Raw genomic sequence first — 21,049 nt, forward strand, 5'->3', positions numbered from 1 at the left:
TAAGACAAGGCGGTTTCTCTAGAAACCGCCCCGGCTTTTCATTAACCCTTCAGCTCAGCCATTCGTTTTTGAACAGCGTCACGCTTCGCCACATAATCTTTTTCTTTTTCACGTTCTTCATCAATTACGTGTGCAGGCGCTTTTTTCATAAATCCTTCATTTCCAAGTTTCTTTTGGACACGCTCAACTTCTTTTGTCAGTTTATCAAATTCTTTTTGCAGACGGGCAATTTCTTCATCAATATTGATTAAGCCTTCAAGCGGAAGAATAACCTCTGCTCCTGAGACAACGGCCGTCATCGCCTTATCAACAGCCTCAATATGGGTGCCGATTTTAAGCACGCTCGGATTCGTAAAGCGTTCAACATATGAACGGTTCGCTTCGAGGCGGGACGCTATTTCGTCTGTGCTTGTTTTAATGTACAGTTCAACCTGCTTGCTCATTGGCGTATTGACTTCACTGCGGATATTGCGCACAGAACGGATCAGCTCAACAAGAAGCTTCATGTCAGCTGCCGCTTCAGTATCGGTATGCTCCGGCACTACTGCAGGCCATTGACTTACTGTAATCGATTCCCCTTGGTGAGGAAGGTGCTGCCAAATTTCCTCCGTTAAGAATGGCATAAACGGATGGAGCAGACGCATCGTTTGATCAAGTACGTAAGCAAGGATGGAACGGGTAGTTTTCTTAGCCGCTTCGTCTTCTCCATAAAGCGGAAGCTTCGCCATTTCAATATACCAATCACAGAAATCATCCCAAATAAAGTTATATAAATGGCGTCCTACTTCACCAAATTCATATCGATCAGCAAGCTGGGTCACGTGCTCGATCGTTTCATTTAATCGCGTTAAAATCCACTTGTCAGCGACTGACTTTTCGCCTGACAGATCAAGCTCATCGTACGTCATGCCATCCATATTCATTAATGCAAAACGGGAGGCGTTCCAAATTTTATTGGCAAAATTCCAGGTCGATTCCACTTTTTCATAGCTGAAGCGCAGATCCTGGCCAGGAGAGCTTCCAGTCGCAAGGAAATAACGCAGAGAATCGGCTCCGTACTTGTCAATCACATCCATCGGGTCGACACCGTTGCCAAGAGATTTACTCATTTTCCGGCCTTGCTCGTCACGGATTAAGCCGTGGATTAAAACATCTTTGAACGGGCGCTCGCCTGTAAATTCAATGCCTTGGAAAATCATGCGTGATACCCAGAAGAAAATGATATCGTACCCTGTCACGAGAACATCTGTCGGATAGTAGCGTTTAAAGTCTTCAGCCGTTACATCAGGCCAGCCCATTGTGGAGAAAGGCCATAGCGCAGAACTGAACCATGTATCCAGTACGTCTGTATCCTGTTCCCAATTTTCGCTGTCTTCCGGCGCTTCAAGCCCGACATATAGCTCGCCTGTTTCTTTATGATACCAGGCAGGAATACGATGGCCCCACCACAATTGACGGGAGATACACCAGTCGCGGATATTTTCCATCCAGTGTAAATACGTTTTTTCGAAACGGTCAGGCACAAAGTTGACCTTTTCTTCTTTCTTTTGCAGCTCAATCGCTGCATCAGCAAGCGGCTGCATGCGCACAAACCATTGTGTAGAAAGATAAGGCTCCACAACAGCCCCGCTTCGTTCACTATGGCCGACAGAGTGCATATGATCCTCGATCTTGAAGAGAACTCCCGCCTCCTGTAAATCTTTCACGAGCTTTTTGCGGCATTCAAAACGATCCATACCTTGATATTGGAGCGCATTTTCATTCATCGTGCCATCTTCATTCATGACAAGGATGCGTTCTAAATTGTGGCGGTTGCCAAGCTCGAAGTCGTTCGGATCATGAGCAGGCGTAATTTTCACGGCACCTGAACCAAATTCCATATCAACATAGTCATCACCGACAATCGGAATTTCACGATTTACAATCGGCAGGATCACCGTTTTTCCGATAAGGTGTTTATAGCGCTCGTCTTCAGGGTGAACGGCAACAGCTGTATCACCGAGCATTGTTTCAGGACGTGTCGTCGCAATTTCAATTGAGCCTGAACCGTCAGCAAGCGGATAGCTCATATGATAGAATGCGCCTTGAACATCCTTGTAAATCACCTCAATGTCGGATAGGGCTGTTTTTGTCGCTGGGTCCCAGTTAATAATATATTCGCCTCTGTAGATCAGGCCTTTTTCATAAAGCTTAACGAATACTTCCCTTACCGCTTTGCTCAAGCCTTCATCCAGCGTAAAACGTTCACGGGAATAATCTAGGCCAAGACCTAATTTCGCCCACTGGCTGCGAATAAAGTCAGCATATTCTTCCTTCCACTTCCACGTTTCTTCGAGGAATTTTTCACGGCCTAAATCGTAGCGGGATTTGCCTTCTTCACGAAGTTTCGCCTCTACTTTAGCCTGTGTCGCGATGCCGGCGTGGTCCATGCCAGGAAGCCACAGCACATCATAGCCCTGCATGCGTTTCATTCTTGTTACAATGTCTTGCAGCGTTGTGTCCCATGCGTGGCCAAGGTGAAGTCTTCCTGTTACGTTTGGCGGCGGGATGACAACAGAGTATGGCTCTTTTGTCTGGTCACTGCCCGCTTCAAAAAATTTGCCTTTTAGCCAAAAATCATATCGGTCTTTTTCAACCGCTGCCGGATCATATTTCGTCGGCATTGTTTGTTCATTCGTTTCCATCATAACCCTCCAGCATGTTTAAAAATGGCTGAGAACGAAAAAAGAGCTCTTCATCCCTGTAAAAGGACGAAAAGCTCTTTCGCGGTACCACCTTTTTTCATGAACTCTATCAGTTCATGCACTTATAACGGATAACGGGTGTTTCCCGAATTTCTCTACTCTTCTTTCAAGAAATTATGCTCCCGGGCGACCTTCCAATCAGACAACATAAGAAGCCTTTCAGCAAACGGCTTCTCTCTCTGCATGCGCCTTTTTTGTACTCTTCCCGTTCTAAGCAGGTGTATTTATCAGCTCATTGTATACATTATTTATGTTCTTTATTATAGTAAAAGTGTTTTTGATTCGTCAATCATCTTTTCCAAAAACACCGCTTTCTATACAGATGGGCAGGCACCTATTGCCCAAGTTTACATATGATGCTTGTAAATGCGTAGAGGAGGATGCACCGTGAAGAAACGTTTCAGCTCTTATTCGCTGCCGCCATGGGTAAGGCAAATTCGGCTTGTATCCGCACAAGTGATTATTCCCATTACGATTTTTCAAGGAATCAGAACCATTTTCTTTCCGACAACCTTTGATGTTTTGCTGCTCGCAATCCTAATCTTTTTAGCTTGCGCCCTTCATTTAGAATGGATATAAACAAACAAGTCCGCGCCATTAAGACGTGGACTCGTTTTCAGCCTGAAATTTTTTCTCTTGTTCAATCTGATGAATTTTCATCACAAACGGCTCTATGTTTTTCATTTGCCAATAAGCCTTTAATAATTGTGTACATTCCTCTTTTTCATGCTGTCTTTTCCCAGTTTGATAACCGTTCAGCACCTTGTACATGGCTGCCGGATATGCCATATAGCTGAGAAAAAGGCTGACTTCCGCTTCACGCAAAGGGAATGATTTCGTATATCCATAAAACCATTCGACGCATTCCGGACAAGCTTTCGGAAAGCCTCTGAACATTTTTGTATAAAAGCCGAGCAGGTCGTTTTGCGGCGGACCGACAGATGCTCTTTCGAAGTTTGTAAAATATCCGGTCCCTGCATCATTATACAGAAAATGGTGTATAGACAGGCTGCCGTGGTTCATTACAACCCTTGAAACGTCCTTTTCCTTTGCAGACTCATACCAGTCCTCCAGCCGTTCCAGCGCAAAATTCACCGCCGAAATGGTTTCTGAAAAATAGGTTATGGCCTGGAGTTCAAAAGGAGAAAGGTACCATTCCTTCTCCGCTCTATCCACAAACTGCTCATAGAAAATTTTATCTTGTTCCCACTTTTTTTTCGTTTGCCCGTAATAACGTTCAATCTCATCACGTCTAACCTTTAGTTCCTGCGCGGTTCTCTCGTGAAGACGGGCTGTTTCTCTAAATAAATAAGCATGTTTCTGATCCCGTTCTTCCTCTTGGTCAAATTGGAGCCAAGGCATTAAATAGTAGGTATCTCCGTATTGTATGCCTGCTGAGAAAAACTCACCGCTATTTGTTCTGTAAACGGGAACGAATGAACGAAAGCCTTTTTCCTCAATCGCCACCATATGATCTGTAAAATGCTTGCCGCGACCCTCTTTCAATTTTTTCAGGGCAAATATGCCGTAGTCTGTATACACTTTCCAAACAAGAGGACTGACAGGCTCAATAAATTGAGCAGTCAGTCCGTATTCCTGAAGAACCGATTGGGTATCTTCCATTTCATTCACCACATTTTCCGATCACTTACGGTTTACGCATGGCTATTTTTATATTGAGGAATATAGAGAATCTGTCCTGCTTTTAATTCATCATCCAAGGCTAAAGAATTCATCCTGATCAGCTGCTGGGATGTAATTTCATACCGTTCGCATAAACGCTCGATCGTATCTTCCTGCTGCACAATACAAATTTTCATTCTCGAAAACTCATCCGCTTCTTTTGTAAAGAGTTTTGTTAAATAAAGAGAATTATCACTTTCCTTTGTTTGAGGTTCCTTCGTTTCAGCAGCAGGAGCAACCCTAGGAACAGCATCCGTTTCCTTCCTTTCAGTCTCAGAAGTTTCAGGCAGCTGGAAGGATTGAAAAGGTGTTTCTTCCTTAGGCTCTTCAGCTGATGGTGTTTTTCTCACTTCAATTTCGAAGCTCTCTTCCTCTTGTTCTTCCTCCTCCAGCAGCTTAGGCGCTGAATAAAAAGAATCCTTCTCTTCTTGTTCAGGCAGGAAGGTACGGTATGCCGGTTCAGGCAACTCTTCTTGAGATGCCTCCTCCGAGCTTGTTTTTTGATTGAAATGGAAATGTAAATCGGCATTGTCATTCTCCATATATACAGCTGAAGCTGTTTCTCTGCTATCTTCTACGGAGAGAGCGGCCTCTGATACACTCTCCAAAGCTTCATCCGGTTCCGCCTCTTCTTGGCAAAGCGCAGGATCAGCCTGATCCGATTGAGCCGCTTCTTCATTTTGAGCCTCTTGGCGCAGCGCATATTCATGATTAGGAGACACTGTTGTTTCCGCTTTTTCCTCTGCAATCACAGTCTCTGAATGAAGCTCAGCTTCCAAAGCAGGCGATTCTTCTGCTCCGGCGTGTTCACGAAGCTCAGTCTCCGCTGGAGAGTCTGCTTCTTCACGAACATCCGCTATTGCAGCTGCCGGTTCAGCCGTTTCTTTTTTTGCTTTAACGATCTCTTGAGTCTCTATTTCTGAAGGATCAGGTTCTGGCTCAGATTCTTCTGTTTCCGATTCAGCACGAACCTCCGTTTCCGGCACAGCAAGCTCTTCTGACTCTTCTTCCTTTTTCACATCTTCTCTGGCCTCTGGTTCTGAAGCAACCGATTCAGGCGGCTCAGATTCTGCTTTTTCTGTCTCCAGTTCTTCACGGAGCCCCGCTTTCGAGACAAAAAGTTCTGGCGGTTCAGCTGGCGGTTCATGCTGAAGAACTGCTTCCTCTGCCGATGATGCACCCGGTTCTTCTACTACACTATGTGCCGGCGGCTCTGAAAGCTCTTCCTCCCTGAATGCCGCAGGAGCTTCATATAAAGGTATCTCCGGCTCTTTGTCTTGCGTATCATCCAAAAGCCCTTCAATCGCTAAATCAGCTTGAATTGTTAAAATGCGCGAATCCGTCAATTGATAGTCAAATGCGTCAATAAAGACGAAGACATCCTGTAAATGGCTCACTTTATTTTTCGGAATGGTAATATCCACAGGAAAACAGTGAGTCAGTTCCGCACTTCCATCCTCTCTCTTTCTGACTTGTTCAACAAACCGCTTATCTGTATAAATCTCTTCGGTATGTTTGTTTTGATCTATGTTGTACTCACCTGTAAGTTCAAGCGATCCTATGATTGATACATAATCATTTACTTCCTGAACCCTAATATCAGGATCTAATGAAATAGAAAGCAGTTCAGAAACTTCCTGTCCTTTTTGGAAACAGATCGATTCTTCTACAGAAAATTGCAATCGATGATTTTGCGGCAAGTTCATATCCTCCTTTCATCTAATCCTTAAAATTAGATGTCACTAAAGGTGTATGTATGAACTGGAGAAAATATGAGTGGGAGAGCACGAAAAAACCGGCACAAGGAGTCCTTGATACCGGTTTTCACTCTTATCTGCGGCTGATCTCAGCAAATACTTTCTCAGCTGCCTGGATTGTGTTTTCAATATCTTCATCAGTATGGGCCGTTGAGAGGAAAAGACCTTCGAATTGTGATGGCGGAAGGAATACCCCTTCATTTGCCATCCCTTTATAATAGCTTGCGAACAGCTTCAAATCAGATGATTTCGCCGTTTCATAATTGATGACTGGTTCGTTTGTAAAGAAGAAACCGATCATCGAACCTGCACGGTTAAAGGTATGCGGAATGCCATGAGCCTCGGCGGCTTTTGAAATTCCTTCTTCCAGCCTGTCGCCTTTTTTAATGAAATTCTTGTAGGATTCAGGTGTCAGCTGTTTCAATGTCTCTAAGCCAGCCGTCATCGCAAGCGGGTTGCCTGACAATGTACCAGCTTGATAGATCGGACCGCTTGGAGCGATCTGCTCCATGATTTCTGCCTTTCCGCCATAAGCGCCGACAGGAAGTCCGCCCCCGATTACTTTTCCTAAACAAGTCAGATCAGGCGTTACGCCGAAGTAGCCTTGAGCGCAGTTATAATCGACCCGGAAGCCAGTCATCACTTCATCAAAAATCAGCAGGGAGCCGTACTGCTCAGTGATATCACGCAGACCCTGCAGGAAGCCTTCTTGCGGCGGAACAACACCCATATTTCCGGCAACTGGCTCTACAATGACTCCCGCAATGTCTTCACCGAATTGCTGGAAAGCAAGCTTTACACTTTCTAAATCATTGTACGGAACGGTGATGGTGTTTTTCGCAATGCCTTCAGGCACCCCCGGGCTGTCAGGCAGACCGAGAGTGGCAACACCTGAACCAGCTTTAATCAAGAGAGAATCGCCGTGTCCGTGGTAGCAGCCCTCAAATTTTAAAATCTTGTTGCGGCCCGTATAGCCCCTTGCCAAACGGAGGGCACTCATTGTAGCCTCTGTTCCGGAGCTTACCATTCGTACAATTTCTACAGATGGCACACGATCAATGACGAGCTTAGCCAGTTCATTTTCTACTTCAGTCGGAGCACCAAAGCTTGTCCCGTATTCAGCCACTTTTTTGAGGCTTTCTACGACGCGGTCATTTGTATGCCCTAAAATTAAAGGCCCCCATGACAAGACGTAGTCAATATATTCATTCCCGTCAATATCAAAGATTTTCGAGCCTTTTCCGCGCTCCATAAAAATCGGGTCCATGTCTACCGATTTAAATGCGCGAACGGGACTGTTCACACCGCCTGGCATGAGTTTTTGCGCTTCTTTAAAAGCCGTTTTTGATTTTTCATAGCTTCTCATCTGCCTCAACTCCTGTCAACTGAATAAAATTACTCCGCAAGCCATTTCGCTGCGTCTTTCGCATGATACGTAATAATCAGGTCGGCACCCGCGCGCTTCATGCTTGTCAAAATTTCCAACACAATTTCTTTTTCTTTGATCCAGCCGTTCTGCGCTGCAGCCTTCACCATTGAATACTCTCCGCTTACATTATAAGCGACGAGCGGCAAAGTAAACTCATTTTTTACGTCACGCATGATATCCATATAAGAAAGCGAAGGTTTGACAATCAAAAAGTCTGCGCCTTCTTCGACATCTGATTGTGCTTCGCGGAGTGCCTCCATACGGTTGGCAGGGTCCATCTGATATGTTTTGCGGTCTCCGAATTGCGGTGTGCTGTTTGCTGCATCACGGAACGGACCGTAAAACTCACTTGAATATTTAACAGCGTAAGACATGATGGGAATATTGACGAATCCTTCTTTATCAAGTGCTTCTCTGATCACTGTAACAAATCCGTCCATCATGTTTGATGGCGCAATGATATCCGCACCTGCTTTCGCTTGGCTGACAGCTGTCTGCGCCAAAAGCTCCAGCGATTCATCATTGAGGATGACCCCGTCTTTGACAAGTCCGCAATGGCCGTGGTCTGTATATTCGCACAGGCACGTGTCAGCGACAACAACCATTTCAGGGAAGTGTTCTTTAATTTCTGTGATGGCTTTTTGGACAATTCCGTGATCATGGTACGCTTGTGTTCCGCAATCATCTTTTTCTTCCGGGATGCCGAACACGATAACAGATTGAATGCCCAGTTTGACCAGCTCCGCTACTTCATCCTTCAATAAATCTAATGATACATGGTGAACATCAGGCATTGACGGAACAGCTTTTTTGCCTTCCAGACCTTCAACGACAAAAATCGGATAAATAAAATCTGATGGGTGCAAACGTGTTTCCTTTACCATTTCTCTCATTGCTTTTGATGTCCGCAGGCGGCGGTGTCTATTAAATGATTGACTCATATTCTCTCTTCCTCTCTTGACATGCTGCACATTAGCTCAAGCATGCCATCTATTGTAAATGTATCAGGCATATGCGATGTGATGCCGTATGTCAGAAGGGCATCATTTGTTAAAGGCCCAATGCTGATACAGGCCGTCCCATTCGCCTTCCACTTTTTTAATTCTTCTCCCAAGACATGCATAAACGTATGTACGGTTGATGAACTCGTAAATGTTACATAGTCAAAGGAATATTGACCCGCAGCGTCTTTCAGTGCCTCAATGCCTTCTTCATCCGGAATCGTTTCGTAGAGAACCCATTCCTTTACTTCAAAACCGAGCGGGACAAGCTCTTGTTTTATCACATCACGTGACAAATTCCCTTTCATCACGGTAATGGGCTCCCCCGGTTCAGCATGCTGCTTAAGAGCGTCAGCCAATTGTTCAGCAATATACTCCTGTGGCATCACATCAACCGATACGTTATGCGTTTTTAAACGGCGGGCGGTTTTTTCACCGACGGCTGCAATTTTTTTATGCGCAGGGAGAATAAGCTGATTTTCCTTCAGATAAGAAAAAAAGAAGTCTGCCCCGTTCACACTTGTAAAAACAAGCCAGCCTGGCGCGGTTAGATCCTCCCTTACCTGTTCCGCAACATCATTCGGCAAAGCGCGGCGAAACGTAATCAAAGAGGTTAAAACCGCTTTACCGCCAAGCGCCTCCACTTTTTGCTGAAATGATGTTGCTTGTGCCTTATTCCGGGTGACAAGCACTGTTTTTCCTTTCAACGGAAAATCATTTTCCATCCTCATCAAGCTCCCGTTTTACACGATCAATTAAATCTTTTGCTCCTTTGTCAGCCATAAGAGCGGCACAGCGCTTTCCTACTTCCTCCGGATCGTTTCCGGTGACGGTTTCTTTAAAAATGATTTTGCCGTCAGGTGAAGCGACAAGACCTGTCATTTCAATTTCATCCTGTCCATTTAACACGGAGTAGCCTGCGATCGGAACCTGGCAGCCGCCCTCCATCGCGTTTAAAAAAGCACGTTCCGCTAAGACAGTCCGTTTTGTATATTCATCTGTAAACTGAGAAAACAACGCCAACAGCTCTTCATCCGATTCTCGGCACTCAATCGCCAGTGCTCCCTGCCCCACAGCAGGCAAACAGCGCTCAGGCTCAAGGAATTCGGTTACGACATCTTGCTTCCAACCCATTCTGGAAAGGCCGGCAGCCGCTAAAATAATCGCGTCATAATCCTCTGTTTCCAGCTTTTGAAGTCTTGTATCTATATTACCTCTAATCCATTTAATTGTAAGGTCAGGGCGCTCAATCAAAAGCTGCGCGCTTCTTCTTAAACTGCTTGTGCCAACGACAGCACCTTCCTTCATTTCTGAAAGCTTTACGCGATTCTTTGAAATAAGGGCATCACGCGGGTCCTCCCGTTCAGGAATACAGCCGATCACAAGGCCTTCAGGCAAAACAGCAGGCATGTCCTTCATGCTGTGCACCGCCATATCAATCTCTTCGTTTAAAAGCGCCTGTTCAATTTCTTTGACAAACAGCCCTTTTCCACCCACTTTTGAGAGTGTAACATCGACAATCCGGTCGCCCTTTGTCACAATCTCTTTAATTTCAAAAGCAAACGAAGGATTGATTTCCTTCAGTTTTTGAATAACCCATTTTGTTTGAGTCATAGCGAGTTTGCTCCGTCTGGAACCTACTTTAATCGTTCTCATCATTTCTTTCCTCCCGAATCTGCTTGGGACATCGTTTAACTGAACCAATGGAATTGCGACAGGCTTCCAAGCAGGAAATAATTGATCATCAGCACCAGAAAACAAGCCGTATTCCACAGTGCAGCGACCTTTCCTTGCAGCTCTTTAATCAGCCTGATATAAAGATAATAGCTGTACAGCAGCAGGACGACAAACGAACCAAGCACTTTGGCGTCAAACCAATACAGCGTTTCTAGTGAGACATACGCCCAAATGACGCCGAGAATCAAACTCAGCAGCAGCATCGGAACCCCAATGACATTTAAAACATACGCCATATAATCAAGCTTTGATAAATCTTCTATTCTCAACAGCCATTTTCCCCACTTTTTCTTTTTCAGCAGATGATATTGAAACATATATAGCACAGAAAAAACGAAAGAAAGGGAAAAAGCGCCGTATGAAAGAATCGCCATTGTAATATGAATCACCAAAAGCTCAGATACAAGCTGCCCGGAAAAAGCAGCTGACTGCTGCTCTGTCGGTGAAAATGTGTGAATGGCGATCATAGAAAATCCTATAACATTTGTAAAAAACACGATAAAGTCAACACGTAAAAGCTTTGTCAGTACAAGTGACAGCGTGACAAGCACCCAGGCATAAAAATAAAGTGCCTCTGTCACATTTAATACCGGAAACCGCCCCGTCACCCACATAAAATAGGCCAAATACACGGTTTGCAGAGTCCAGACAATAGAAAGCAACCAGAAGGCCATTTTTCCAGCCTTCCGGTTGTGTTGAAGAAAATCTATAAAATAAAAGAGTACACTTAACGCGTAAATGACGATTGTCCCCTCATTAAGTCTTGCCATTGCAGTATCAATCATTCAGCTTTCACTCACTTACAAGTGGGCTAAAGCCCGCTTTTGATTCAGCCTTCTTAAAAGAGTGGACCTTCTGGCTGCTTTCAACGGTTTTCATCATTTGACGGCCCGCAGCTTCTTCAATATCAAAAATCTGCATAAACAACGCGAGTTTTTCTTCAGAATCAGCATCTGCCGCAAGCTCTTTCACCTTTAAAATCGGATCACGAAGCATTTGGTTAATAATACTTTTGGTGTGTTTGTTCAACAGTTTTTTCTCTCTTGTGCTTAAGTGAGGCAGCTTACGCTCAATGCTGTCCATCGTTTCTGACTGGATGGCAAGCGCCTTTTCGCGCAATGCAGAAATAACCGGCACAACACCAAGTGTATTCATCCATTGTTTAAATTCCACAATGGTTTCTTCAATTAACAGTTCAACTTTTTCAGCTGTTTCTCTCCGCTCTTTCATGTTCGCTTCTACAATGCCTTCCAGATCGTCGATATCATAAAGAAAAACACCTTCAAGATCATTCAGCGCCGGATCAAGATCTCTAGGCACGGCAATGTCGACCATAAACAGCGGACGTCCCTTGCGAAGCTTATTCGCGTTTTCCATCATCTCTTTGGACACGACAAATTCACTTGCACCGGTTGAACTGATTAAAATATCAGCCTCCGCAAGCGCGCTTTCAAGCTGATTCAAGCTTCTCGCTTCACCTGAGAAACGGTCTGCAAGCTCCTTCGCTTTCAAGTATGTTCGGTTAATGACAGTGACCTTGCCGATTCCCTGTCCGTGCAGGTTTTCCGCAGCAAGCTCGCCCATTTTTCCCGCACCGAGAATCAATATGTGCTTGCTTGAAAGATTTCCGAAGATTTTTTTAGCAAGTTCAACTGCAGCATAGCTTACTGACACCGCATTTGAGCCAATGTCTGTTTCGGCGTGAGTCCGTTTGCCCACTGTAACTGCCTGCTTAAACAGCTCATTAAAAATAGTCCCGATCGTTTTTTCTTGCTGAGCTGTTTTAAAGCTGTCGCGTACCTGTCCGAGAATCTGCGTTTCGCCAATCACCATAGAATCAAGTCCGCAGGCTACACGGAATAAATGCTCAACAGCGGCATCGCTCTCATAAAACGTTAAGAACGGTGACAGCTCTTCTTTGCTTAATTGAAACCAATCAGCTAAAAACTTTTTTATATAATAACGGCCGGTATGAAGCTGGTCGACTACCGCATAAATTTCAGTGCGGTTGCAGGTTGAGACAATGATGTTTTCAAGAATGCTTTTCTCTTCTTTCAGCTGCACCATTGCTTCTGCCAGCTCATTCGGCTGAAAACTTACTTTTTCACGTATCTCAATAGGGGCGGATTTATAATCTACTCCCACAACAAGTATATGCATCGCTCTAATTACACCCCCAACACCCAATCTTAATTTATAATCATTCTAACATAGAACTCATTATTTATAATAATTATAACATAGTTTCTTTCACAAAATGTGAACAGATTTTAAAATTCTTATGCTATATTAGAAAAAGCTTCAGGGAAAAGAAGCATTCCTATTGACAATACCAAAAACAGCAGAAATTTACTACACATCAGCTCTAAAAAACAAGAAGGTGATATGCATGAAACAAAAATCAATTTTATTCCCTTGTCTGCTGCTTGCCGCTTCTTTAAATGCATGGCTAGAAAGCGGTCAAGCCGAACTGTTTTCAGGGCAGGATCAATGGCCTGTTCTCCTCATGCTGTTAGGCGCAGCCTTTGTATATCAAGGAAAAAAAGAAGCCGTTACACCCCATTTTTTTATTGGTTTACTTCTCTTCGGGATCGGTTTACACTTTTTTGCCAAGCCGAAATGGGTATGGTGGCCAGATGATTTTGAAATGCTCCTCTTTATGATCGGCTTCTCACTTCTCGTTTCAACCGTTCAAAAAAAAGAATATGTATATGAGGCTGTGTCGATGATTTGTTTTTCCCTGTTTTTGTACTTTTTCAAACAAATTATGGCATGGCTTGAGTCTGCGCATATTCCAACAGCGCTTCTGAAGGAGTATTGGCCGTTTGTCTTTATTGGAATCAGTTTATTGTTATTATTGATAAAACGAAAAAAATCTATACGATAAATAAAACCGGTAGAGGATCCTCTACCGGTTTATCATTTTTTTGATCGCTCCCCAAGCTTCGTCTTTTCCCTTTTTCGTTTCTGAGGAAAAGAGAATGAGCTCGTCTTCCGGATCAATATTTAATGTTTGTCGGACAACCTTTGCGTGTTTGTCCCATTTGCCTTTCGGGATCTTATCCGCCTTTGTAGCGATAACAATAACAGGAATGCCGTAATACTTTAAGAATTCATACATCTGTACATCATCATTAGATGGCGCATGCCGCAAATCAACGATCTGCACCACAGCTTTTAATTCCTCGCGTGTCGTGATATAGGTTTCAATCATTCTCCCCCATGCTTCACGCTCAGACTTTGACACTTTGGCAAAACCGTAGCCCGGCACATCCACAAAATGCAACTCATCATTGATAATGTAGAAATTAAGCGTTTGTGTTTTTCCCGGCTTTGATGACGTTCTCGCAAGATTTTTGCGATTGATTAATGAATTGATAAAAGACGATTTTCCTACGTTCGATCTTCCGGCCAATGCGATTTCTGGAAGCCCCCCTTCAGGGTACTGTTCCGGTTTTACTGCACTGATCACGATTTCTGACTTTGTGACTTTCATTTCTTCTCTCCTACTAAGGCATGTTCCAAAACCTCGTCTAAGTGGGACGCCAATATAAATGTCAGCCCCTCCCTGACGCTTTCCGGAATATCCTCTATATCTTTTTCATTATCTTTGGGCGCAATAATGGTCGTTAATCCCGCTCTATGTGCGCCAAGCGCTTTTTCCTTTAAGCCGCCGATCGGCAGCACGCGCCCGCGAAGCGTGATTTCCCCAGTCATGCCGACTTCACGCGAAACCGCCCGTCCCGTTAAAGCAGAAACAAGCGCTGTTGCCATCGTAATACCGGCTGACGGACCATCTTTTGGCACCGCACCCTCTGGTACATGTATATGAATATCATACTTCTCATGAAAGTCAGGTTCAATGCCAAGTTCTTCTGTTTTGGATCGCACATAGCTGAATGCAGCCTGAGCTGACTCTCTCATAACATCTCCGAGCTTTCCTGTCAGGATTAACTTCCCTTTCCCCGGAGAAAGCGATACTTCAATCGACAGCGTATCTCCGCCAACGGTTGTATAAGCAAGCCCTGTCACTACACCAACCTGATCCTCTGTTTCAGCTTGTCCATATCTAAAAATGCGTTTTCCGATAAAGTCTTGAAGGTTCTTCTCAGTAACCGTAATCCGTTTTCGCTCTTCAGCAACAATGGCTTTTGCAGCTTTACGGCAAATCGCGGCAAGCTGGCGTTCAAGGCTTCTCACACCAGCTTCTCTCGTATAGTAGCGGATAATATCAAGAATCGCCTGATCACGCAGCTGCAGGTTGCTTTTCTTCAGTCCGTGTTCTTTGATTTGCTTTGGAAGCAAGTGATCCTTTACGATTTCAAGTTTTTCTATTTCTGTGTAGCCTGCGATATTAATAATTTCCATTCTGTCTCTGAGCGGGCCCGGGATTGTGGCCAAATTGTTCGCCGTTGCGATAAACAGCACTTTGGATAAATCAAAGGTTTCTTCAATATAGTGATCACTGAAGCTGCTGTTTTGCTCTGGATCAAGCACTTCAAGCATAGCGGAAGACGGGTCTCCTCTAAAATCAGATGACATTTTGTCAATTTCGTCTAATAAGAAGACCGGATTCAGCTTGCCCGCTTTTTTCATCCCTTGAATAATACGTCCAGGCATTGCTCCGACATAGGTCCGTCTGTGTCCGCGTATCTCTGATTCATCCCGTACTCCTCCGAGTGAGATTCTGACGAATTTGCGTCCCAAGCTTTTTGCAATTGATTTGGCTAAAGACGTTTTTCCGACACCTGGAGGTCCTGCCAAACAGAGAATCGGGCCTTTCAGAGATTTTGTCAGCTTCTGGACAGCCAAATATTCTAAAATACGTTCTTTTACTTTTTCAAGCCCGTGATGCTCTTCGTCCAAGAGACGTCCTGCTTCTTTCAAATCAAGCTTATCATCTGTTTCATCCGTCCACGGAAGAGCAACAAGCCAGTCGATATAGTTGCGGATCACGGAGCTTTCCGCAGAACTTGACGGAATTTTTTCATATCTGTTCAATTCTTTAAGCGCTGTTTCCTTCACATGATCAGGCATTCCTGCTTCTTCGATTTTTTCCGTCAGGGTCTGAACTTCGCCAGTTTTGCCTTCTTTATCGCCAAGCTCTTTTTGGATCGCCTTCATTTGTTCACGCAAGTAGTATTCCTTCTGCGTACGCTCCATCGAACGTTTGACGCGCTGGCCGATTTTTTTCTCAATCTCCAGCACTTCTTTTTCATTATTAATAAAATCAATGACCTTGTTCAGCCTGTCTTTGACATCAGCCGTTTCTAAAATATCCTGCTTATCCTTTAGTTTAAGGGGCAGATGAGAAGCAACGATGTCTGCCATTCTACCCGGCTCTTCGATATCAGTAACCGCGGCGTACGTTTCGGCCGAGATTTTTTTAGAAATTTTTATGTACTGATCAAAGTGGTCTAGCAAAGTCCGCATCAATGCTTCGTCTTCTGTATCTTTTGAATCATCTTCATGAATAAGTTGAATGTCGACCGACGTGTAATCCTCGTGTTCATTGTATTTGACGATATGGGCGCGCTTGAGGCCCTCCACCAACACACGAATCGTACCGTTCGGAAGCTTCAGCATTTGCTTAATTTTTGTATAGGTGCCGACAGTGAAAATCTCGTCTTCACCAGGTTCGTCTATCGAAATATCCTGCTGAGTGGCTAAAAATATCATATGATCATGCATCATTGCCTGTTCAAGAGCCTGAACCGACTTGTCACGTCCTACATCTAAATGCAAAACCATCGTCGGGTACACTAATAAACCTCTTAAAGGGAGGAGCGGGATGCTGCGTTTTAATTCTTCTGCCATGTGACTGACACCTCCGTGACTTTAGTATGAACCATTATAATACAACTTTTTCATCCTTGTACAATAAACGGCATGGTTCCATTTTCTATAAAACAGTCTCCTCGTAGTATACCCTTTCTTTCTGATATGAAAAAGGAAAAGATGTCCTTCATGAAAAAAACCCTATTATCAAAATAGGGTTTAAACGGATTCTTTATTGATTTCAATATGAAACGGTTTTTGTTCCGTTGGCGGATTCACTAAAATTTCATCAAGCACTTCTTGGAACGTCTTCACTGCAATAATTTCGATCCCGTCAATCTGCTTTAAGATCGCCTGCTGATTTTCATATGGGATAATCACCTTTTTCGCACCGGACTGCTTGGCCGCTTTTATTTTCGGAATGACGCCTCCGATGGGTTTCACAAGACCGTTCAGGCTGATTTCGCCCGTCATCGCAACGGTATTGTCAATAGGAATTTTGTGTATCGCCGAGAAAATCCCCGCCGCCATCGCAATGCCTGCTGACGGCCCATCAATCGGAATCCCTCCTGGGAAATTGATGTGAATATCATAATCAGAAGGCTTCATTCCCATTGTCCGGAGCACGGTTAATACATTTTCAACCGAACCCTTCGCCATGCTTTTTCGTCTGATTGATTTTGATTGGCTGCCGATGCTTTCTTCTTCAGCTATTCCTGTGATGTTAATTGATCCTTTATCTTGAGCCGCGGTTACACTCACTTCGATTTCCAGAAGCGATCCGCTGTTAGGCCCATAGACTGCAAGCCCATTTACAATGCCAACCTGTGGTTCAACACCGATTTTTTGCTCGTGCTTTGGAGTAAGCTGACTGGAGTGAATGACCCATTCAATATCCTCAATCGTAATGTCCTTCCGATTCTCCGTTACAGCCATCCCCGCTGCGATTTGAATCATATTGACGGCTTCCCGCCCGTTCCGCGTGTAGCTGGTCAAAAGATCCAGTCCTTCTTCGGAGATATTTTTTTCAATTTTATCCGCTGCTGTTTTAGCAACCGTTTTCAGCTCATCCTTTTCAAGCTCGCGGAAAAAAACCTCCAAACAGCGGGACCGGATAGCTGGCGGAATTTCGTTTGGCATTCTCGTGGTCGCGCCAATCAAGCGAAAATCAGCCGGCAGCCCATTTTGAAAAATATCATGAATATGATTCGGAATTTGTGTATTTTCCTCACTGTAATACGCACTGTCTAAAAAGACTTTTCTGTCCTCAAGCACCTTCAGCATTTTATTCATTTGAATAGGATGCAGCTCCCCTATTTCATCAATAAACAGCACACCGCCATGGGCATGGGTGACAGCTCCCTGCTTCGGCTGCGGAATCCCAGCCTGTCCCATCGCTCCGGCCCCTTGGTATATCGGGTCATGGACAGAGCCGATGAGCGGATCGGCAATTCCTCTTTCATCAAAACGGGCTGTTGTCGCATCGAGTTCCACGAAGACAGCCTGCTCTTTAAACGGTGATTGTTTATGTTTTTTTGCTTCTTCCAACACAAGCCGCGCAGCAGCCGTTTTCCCAACTCCCGGTGGCCCATAGACAATCACATGCTGAGGATTTGGCCCGCATAAAGCCGCCTTTAATGCTTTAATGCCGTCTTCCTGTCCGACGATATCTTTAAAGCTTTTGGGGCGGACCTTCTCAGATAATGGCTCGGACAAGCTGATAGCGCGCATTTTCCGAAGCTGCTCCATTTCCTTCTTTGATTCTTTATCTATCGTGACCTTTTGTGTCCTTTGATTTTTAAGCAAATTCCAAAAATACAAACCGATGATGATCCCAAAAAACAGCTGAATAAATAACGCGATCCCTGTCCAACTCATGGTGGTCCCTCCTGAAAAACAATTTATGTATCCAATTCATTCCTCTGATTGCTAGTATCTCCCATAAAAGACGGGAATAAACGTTTTTCCGGAAGAGTTGCATGCAAAAAAAACCTCCTGAGTGTTACCACTCAGGAGGTTTGTGCTTATCTTTATGCAGATGTTTTATCTTGGCTTACCTCAGTGCCATCTTTTAATAAGAGGCGAGGAGGCTCTCCGTGTGTCACAGTTGCCCCGGTAATTACACATTTTTCAATGTCATCACGAGAAGGCAGCTCAAACATCACATCAAGCATGATGCCTTCAATGATAGAACGGAGTCCGCGTGCTCCAGTCTTGCGTTCAATTGCTTTTTTAGCAATTTCAGAAAGCGCTTCTTCTTCAAACTCAAGCTCAACGTTGTCAAGCTCAAGCATTTTCTTGAATTGCTTAACAAGAGCGTTTTTCGGTTTTGTTAAGATCGCAACCAATGCTTCTTCGTCAAGCTTTTCAAGGCTTGCAATAACCGGAAGACGTCCGATAAATTCAGGAATTAACCCGAAACGGAGCAAATCTTCAGGAAGCACTTTTGAAAGAAGATCTTCTTTCTCAAGATCAGCAGCTTTATTGTCGGCACCGAATCCAATCACTTTTTGGCCTAAACGGCGTTTGATGATTTGTTCGATACCATCGAAAGCTCCGCCGCAAATGAACAAAATATTTGTTGTGTCAATTTGAATGAATTCTTGATGAGGATGCTTACGTCCACCTTGAGGCGGCACGCTTGCCACTGTACCCTCAAGAATTTTAAGCAATGCCTGCTGTACACCCTCACCTGACACATCACGTGTGATAGATGGGTTTTCAGATTTTCTAGCCACTTTATCGATTTCATCAATATAGATAATGCCTTTTTCGGCTTTTTCCACATCATAATCAGCAGCTTGGATGAGCTTCAAGAGAATATTCTCTACATCTTCACCCACGTATCCAGCTTCAGTCAAAGATGTAGCGTCCGCAATCGCAAACGGCACATTTAAAATGCGAGCCAATGTTTGCGCCAGAAGGGTTTTACCGCTTCCCGTAGGGCCGATTAATGAAATATTACTTTTTGAAAGCTCAACATCATCAACTTTGCTGTTAGAGTTAATGCGCTTATAGTGGTTATAAACAGCAACAGCAAGTGATTTCTTCGCTTGATCTTGGCCGATGACATATTCATTCAAAATTTCGCGAATTTCCTGAGGCTTTGGTACGTCTTTAAATTCTACTTCTTCTTCTGTTCCGAGTTCTTCCTCTACAATTTCAGTGCAGAGTTCGATACATTCGTCACATATATATACACCAGGTCCAGCTACAAGCTTACGAACCTGATCTTGTGTTTTTCCACAGAACGAGCATTTTAATTGTCCTTTTTCCTCGTTAAATTTAAACATTCTTTCACCCCTTAATCTTGTCTCACTTTTTCTTTTACCGGCAGAGCAAAAGAAAATGATTCTTGAAACGAACGAGTATGTATTGCATTTTACCATACTTTCCAAAAAGACGGTAACAATGTGTTTCTGACTTGCACATTCTATATGTATGACAAAAAACAGCCCTGCATTAACTATATTGCCCCAAGAAAAAGAGATAACTCATAATTGTACAAAACAAGGCACGAATGATTCGCGCCCTGTTTTATTAGTACTATTATTATGCACCATATTAACGGTTTTCTACAAGAAAATCAATTGCTTTGCGAACTTTTAAATCTTCTTTCATCGCGTCAGTAGAACCGATGGCTTGTTTAATATTTTCAACAGGCATGTTGTATGCTTCAGCCATTTTTGTAAGCTCAGCATCAACTTCCTCATCTGATACTTCAAGGTTTTCCGCTTTCGCAATCGCCTCAAGAGTCAGGTTAGATTTTACGCGTTTTTCAGCATCTTCTTTCATTTGCTCTTTAAGCGCAGCTTCATCTTGGCCTGAGAATTGAGTGTAAAGCTCAAGGTTCATGCCTTGCATTTGCAGACGCTGTTCGAATTCTTTCAGCATGCGGTCAAGCTCAGTGTCGACCATTGCTTGCGGAACATCGATTTCAGCATTTTCAGAAGCTTTCAGAACAAGCTCTTCACGCAATTTAGCGTCAGCTTCGTTTTCTTTTGCTTCTTCTAAACGTTTCTTTGTTTTTTCAGTTAATTCAGCAAGTGTTTCCACTTCTTCATCGATATCTTTTGCGAATTCATCGTCAAGCTCAGGAAGCTCTTTCGCTTTGATTTCGTGAATTTTCACTTTAAACACAGCTGGTTTGCCTGCAAGATCTTCAGCGTGGTACTCCTCAGGGAATGTCACTTCAACATCCTTCTCAGCACCTGCTTCAAGGCCGACTAATTGATCTTCGAAGCCAGGGATGAATGAACCAGAACCTACTTCTAGAGAGTAGTTTTCAGCTTTTCCGCCTTCGAAAGCTTCGCCGTCAACGAATCCTTCGAAATCAAGAACAACTGTGTTTCCTTCTTCAACAGCGCCTTCTTCTTTTACAACAAGTTCAGCTTGACGCTCTTGAAGAGCTTTTAGTTCGTTTTGAACATCTTCGTCAGTTACAGTTGTGTCGTCTTTTTCAATGCCCAGGCCTTTGTATTCGCCAAGCTTCACTTCAGGTTTTACTGTTACTTTCGCAGTGAAGATTAAGCTTTCGCCTTTTTCGATTTTTTCAACATCGATTTCAGGACGGTCTACAGGCTCGATTCCAGCTTCTTCAACCGCTTTAGGGTATTCTACAGGAAGAAGAATATCCAAAGCATCTTGGTAAAGAGCTTCTACGCCAAAGCGCTGTTCGAATAATCCGCGAGGAATTTTACCTTTACGGAATCCAGGAATTGAAACTTGTTTTACTACTTTTTTAAATGCATCATCAAGTGCTGTTTTAAACGTTTCAGCATCAACTTCAACCGTTAAAACGCCTTCGTTGCCTTCTTGTTTTTCCCATTTTACAGACATGTGTTTCCCTCCAAAAATCTATTCAGGTTGTGTCGGTCTTCCATTCTAAAGCAATCATTCGGCTTCGTCCAACAAAAACAA

General features: G+C 43.9%; 16 protein-coding genes and 1 other annotated feature. Of the genes, 2 read left to right on the forward strand and 14 right to left on the reverse strand.

What is annotated here, in order from left to right; translation table 11 throughout:
- Positions 1-41 precede the first annotated feature (41 nt).
- Complete coding sequence (valS, locus tag CW370_RS14380) at positions 42-2,684, reverse strand: valine--tRNA ligase (protein WP_024572908.1); 2,643 nt, start codon at positions 2,682-2,684, stop codon at positions 42-44.
- A 59-nt stretch (positions 2,685-2,743) separates the two neighbouring features.
- Positions 2,744-2,966: a binding site (T-box leader), on the reverse strand.
- A gap of 165 nt (positions 2,967-3,131) precedes the next feature.
- Here valS and CW370_RS14385 point away from each other — a divergent pair.
- Positions 3,132-3,323 carry a hypothetical protein gene (locus tag CW370_RS14385; protein ID WP_003222590.1) on the forward strand — a complete coding sequence of 64 codons (192 nt, stop codon included), beginning with the start codon at positions 3,132-3,134 and terminating at the stop codon, positions 3,321-3,323.
- Positions 3,324-3,341: 18 nt separating this feature from the next.
- Here the strand turns inward: CW370_RS14385 and cotN are convergent, their stop codons facing one another.
- The 8 genes from cotN to hemA all read right to left on the reverse strand — a co-directional run bounded on the left by cotN (position 3,342) and on the right by hemA (position 12,511).
- On the reverse strand, positions 3,342-4,367 hold the full coding sequence (gene cotN, locus CW370_RS14390; RefSeq protein WP_014480462.1) for a spore coat protein CotN: 1,026 nt from the start codon (positions 4,365-4,367) through the stop codon (positions 3,342-3,344).
- Positions 4,368-4,399: 32 nt separating this feature from the next.
- On the reverse strand, positions 4,400-6,127 hold the full coding sequence (gene spoVID, locus CW370_RS14395) for a spore coat morphogenetic protein SpoVID (RefSeq protein ID WP_029946083.1): 1,728 nt from the start codon (positions 6,125-6,127) through the stop codon (positions 4,400-4,402).
- A gap of 130 nt (positions 6,128-6,257) precedes the next feature.
- The gene (gene hemL / locus CW370_RS14400) at positions 6,258-7,550 is read right to left on the reverse strand and encodes a glutamate-1-semialdehyde 2,1-aminomutase (protein WP_029946082.1); all 1,293 of its coding nucleotides are present in this window, start codon (positions 7,548-7,550) and stop codon (positions 6,258-6,260) included.
- Positions 7,551-7,579: 29 nt separating this feature from the next.
- Complete coding sequence (gene hemB, locus CW370_RS14405; RefSeq protein WP_003229631.1) at positions 7,580-8,554, reverse strand: porphobilinogen synthase; 975 nt, start codon at positions 8,552-8,554, stop codon at positions 7,580-7,582.
- The gene (gene hemD, locus CW370_RS14410) at positions 8,551-9,339 is read right to left on the reverse strand and encodes a uroporphyrinogen-III synthase (protein WP_024572901.1); all 789 of its coding nucleotides are present in this window, start codon (positions 9,337-9,339) and stop codon (positions 8,551-8,553) included. The genes hemB and hemD overlap by 4 nt, the downstream gene beginning before the upstream one ends.
- A complete protein-coding gene (hemC, locus tag CW370_RS14415) occupies positions 9,329-10,273 on the reverse strand; it encodes a hydroxymethylbilane synthase (protein ID WP_080263035.1) in 945 nt (314 codons plus the stop codon). The genes hemD and hemC overlap by 11 nt, the downstream gene beginning before the upstream one ends.
- A gap of 32 nt (positions 10,274-10,305) precedes the next feature.
- A complete protein-coding gene (locus CW370_RS14420) occupies positions 10,306-11,136 on the reverse strand; it encodes a cytochrome c biogenesis protein (RefSeq protein WP_003222575.1) in 831 nt (276 codons plus the stop codon).
- A gap of 7 nt (positions 11,137-11,143) precedes the next feature.
- Complete coding sequence (hemA, locus tag CW370_RS14425; RefSeq protein ID WP_004399038.1) at positions 11,144-12,511, reverse strand: glutamyl-tRNA reductase; 1,368 nt, start codon at positions 12,509-12,511, stop codon at positions 11,144-11,146.
- A gap of 229 nt (positions 12,512-12,740) precedes the next feature.
- Between hemA and CW370_RS14430 the strand changes: the two genes are divergently transcribed.
- A complete protein-coding gene (locus tag CW370_RS14430) occupies positions 12,741-13,238 on the forward strand; it encodes a hypothetical protein (protein ID WP_024572349.1) in 498 nt (165 codons plus the stop codon).
- A gap of 21 nt (positions 13,239-13,259) precedes the next feature.
- On the opposite strand, the gene yihA is transcribed toward CW370_RS14430, so the two are convergent.
- The 5 genes from yihA to tig form a co-directional block, all read right to left on the reverse strand.
- Entirely contained in the window at positions 13,260-13,847 is a 588-nt protein-coding gene (gene yihA, locus CW370_RS14435; RefSeq protein WP_003229621.1) for a ribosome biogenesis GTP-binding protein YihA/YsxC, read from the reverse strand.
- Complete coding sequence (lon, locus tag CW370_RS14440) at positions 13,844-16,168, reverse strand: endopeptidase La (RefSeq protein WP_003229618.1); 2,325 nt, start codon at positions 16,166-16,168, stop codon at positions 13,844-13,846. Before lon ends, yihA begins: the two co-directional genes overlap by 4 nt.
- Positions 16,169-16,348: 180 nt before the next feature.
- A complete protein-coding gene (gene lonB / locus CW370_RS14445; RefSeq protein ID WP_004398923.1) occupies positions 16,349-18,007 on the reverse strand; it encodes an ATP-dependent protease LonB in 1,659 nt (552 codons plus the stop codon).
- A 152-nt stretch (positions 18,008-18,159) separates the two neighbouring features.
- Positions 18,160-19,422 (reverse strand): ATP-dependent protease ATP-binding subunit ClpX, encoded by a 1,263-nt coding sequence (gene clpX / locus CW370_RS14450; protein ID WP_003229613.1) that lies wholly within the window; start codon positions 19,420-19,422, stop codon positions 18,160-18,162.
- Positions 19,423-19,693: 271 nt separating this feature from the next.
- On the reverse strand, positions 19,694-20,968 hold the full coding sequence (gene tig / locus CW370_RS14455) for a trigger factor (protein WP_003229611.1): 1,275 nt from the start codon (positions 20,966-20,968) through the stop codon (positions 19,694-19,696).
- Between the last annotated feature and the right edge of the window lie 81 nt (positions 20,969-21,049).

It is taken from the genome of Bacillus sp. SN32 (assembly GCF_002837495.1).
GTDB lineage: Bacteria > Bacillota > Bacilli > Bacillales > Bacillaceae > Bacillus > Bacillus subtilis.

What these genes read in the sequence shown, in the direction of transcription:
- valS (WP_024572908.1), bottom strand. Translation starts at nt 2,684, where the DNA reads ATGGAAACGAATGAACAAACAATGCCGACGAAATATGATCCGGCAGCG.
- cotN (WP_014480462.1), bottom strand. Translation starts at nt 4,367, where the DNA reads ATGGAAGATACCCAATCGGTTCTTCAGGAATACGGACTGACTGCTCAA.
- hemL (WP_029946082.1), bottom strand. Translation starts at nt 7,550, where the DNA reads ATGAGAAGCTATGAAAAATCAAAAACGGCTTTTAAAGAAGCGCAAAAA.
- hemB (WP_003229631.1), bottom strand. Translation starts at nt 8,554, where the DNA reads ATGAGTCAATCATTTAATAGACACCGCCGCCTGCGGACATCAAAAGCA.
- hemD (WP_024572901.1), bottom strand. Translation starts at nt 9,339, where the DNA reads ATGGAAAATGATTTTCCGTTGAAAGGAAAAACAGTGCTTGTCACCCGG.
- hemC (WP_080263035.1), bottom strand. Translation starts at nt 10,273, where the DNA reads ATGATGAGAACGATTAAAGTAGGTTCCAGACGGAGCAAACTCGCTATG.
- CW370_RS14420 (WP_003222575.1), bottom strand. Translation starts at nt 11,136, where the DNA reads ATGATTGATACTGCAATGGCAAGACTTAATGAGGGGACAATCGTCATT.
- hemA (WP_004399038.1), bottom strand. Translation starts at nt 12,511, where the DNA reads ATGCATATACTTGTTGTGGGAGTAGATTATAAATCCGCCCCTATTGAG.
- CW370_RS14430 (WP_024572349.1), top strand. Translation starts at nt 12,741, where the DNA reads ATGAAACAAAAATCAATTTTATTCCCTTGTCTGCTGCTTGCCGCTTCT.
- yihA (WP_003229621.1), bottom strand. Translation starts at nt 13,847, where the DNA reads ATGAAAGTCACAAAGTCAGAAATCGTGATCAGTGCAGTAAAACCGGAA.
- lon (WP_003229618.1), bottom strand. Translation starts at nt 16,168, where the DNA reads ATGGCAGAAGAATTAAAACGCAGCATCCCGCTCCTCCCTTTAAGAGGT.
- lonB (WP_004398923.1), bottom strand. Translation starts at nt 18,007, where the DNA reads ATGAGTTGGACAGGGATCGCGTTATTTATTCAGCTGTTTTTTGGGATC.
- clpX (WP_003229613.1), bottom strand. Translation starts at nt 19,422, where the DNA reads ATGTTTAAATTTAACGAGGAAAAAGGACAATTAAAATGCTCGTTCTGT.
- tig (WP_003229611.1), bottom strand. Translation starts at nt 20,968, where the DNA reads ATGTCTGTAAAATGGGAAAAACAAGAAGGCAACGAAGGCGTTTTAACG.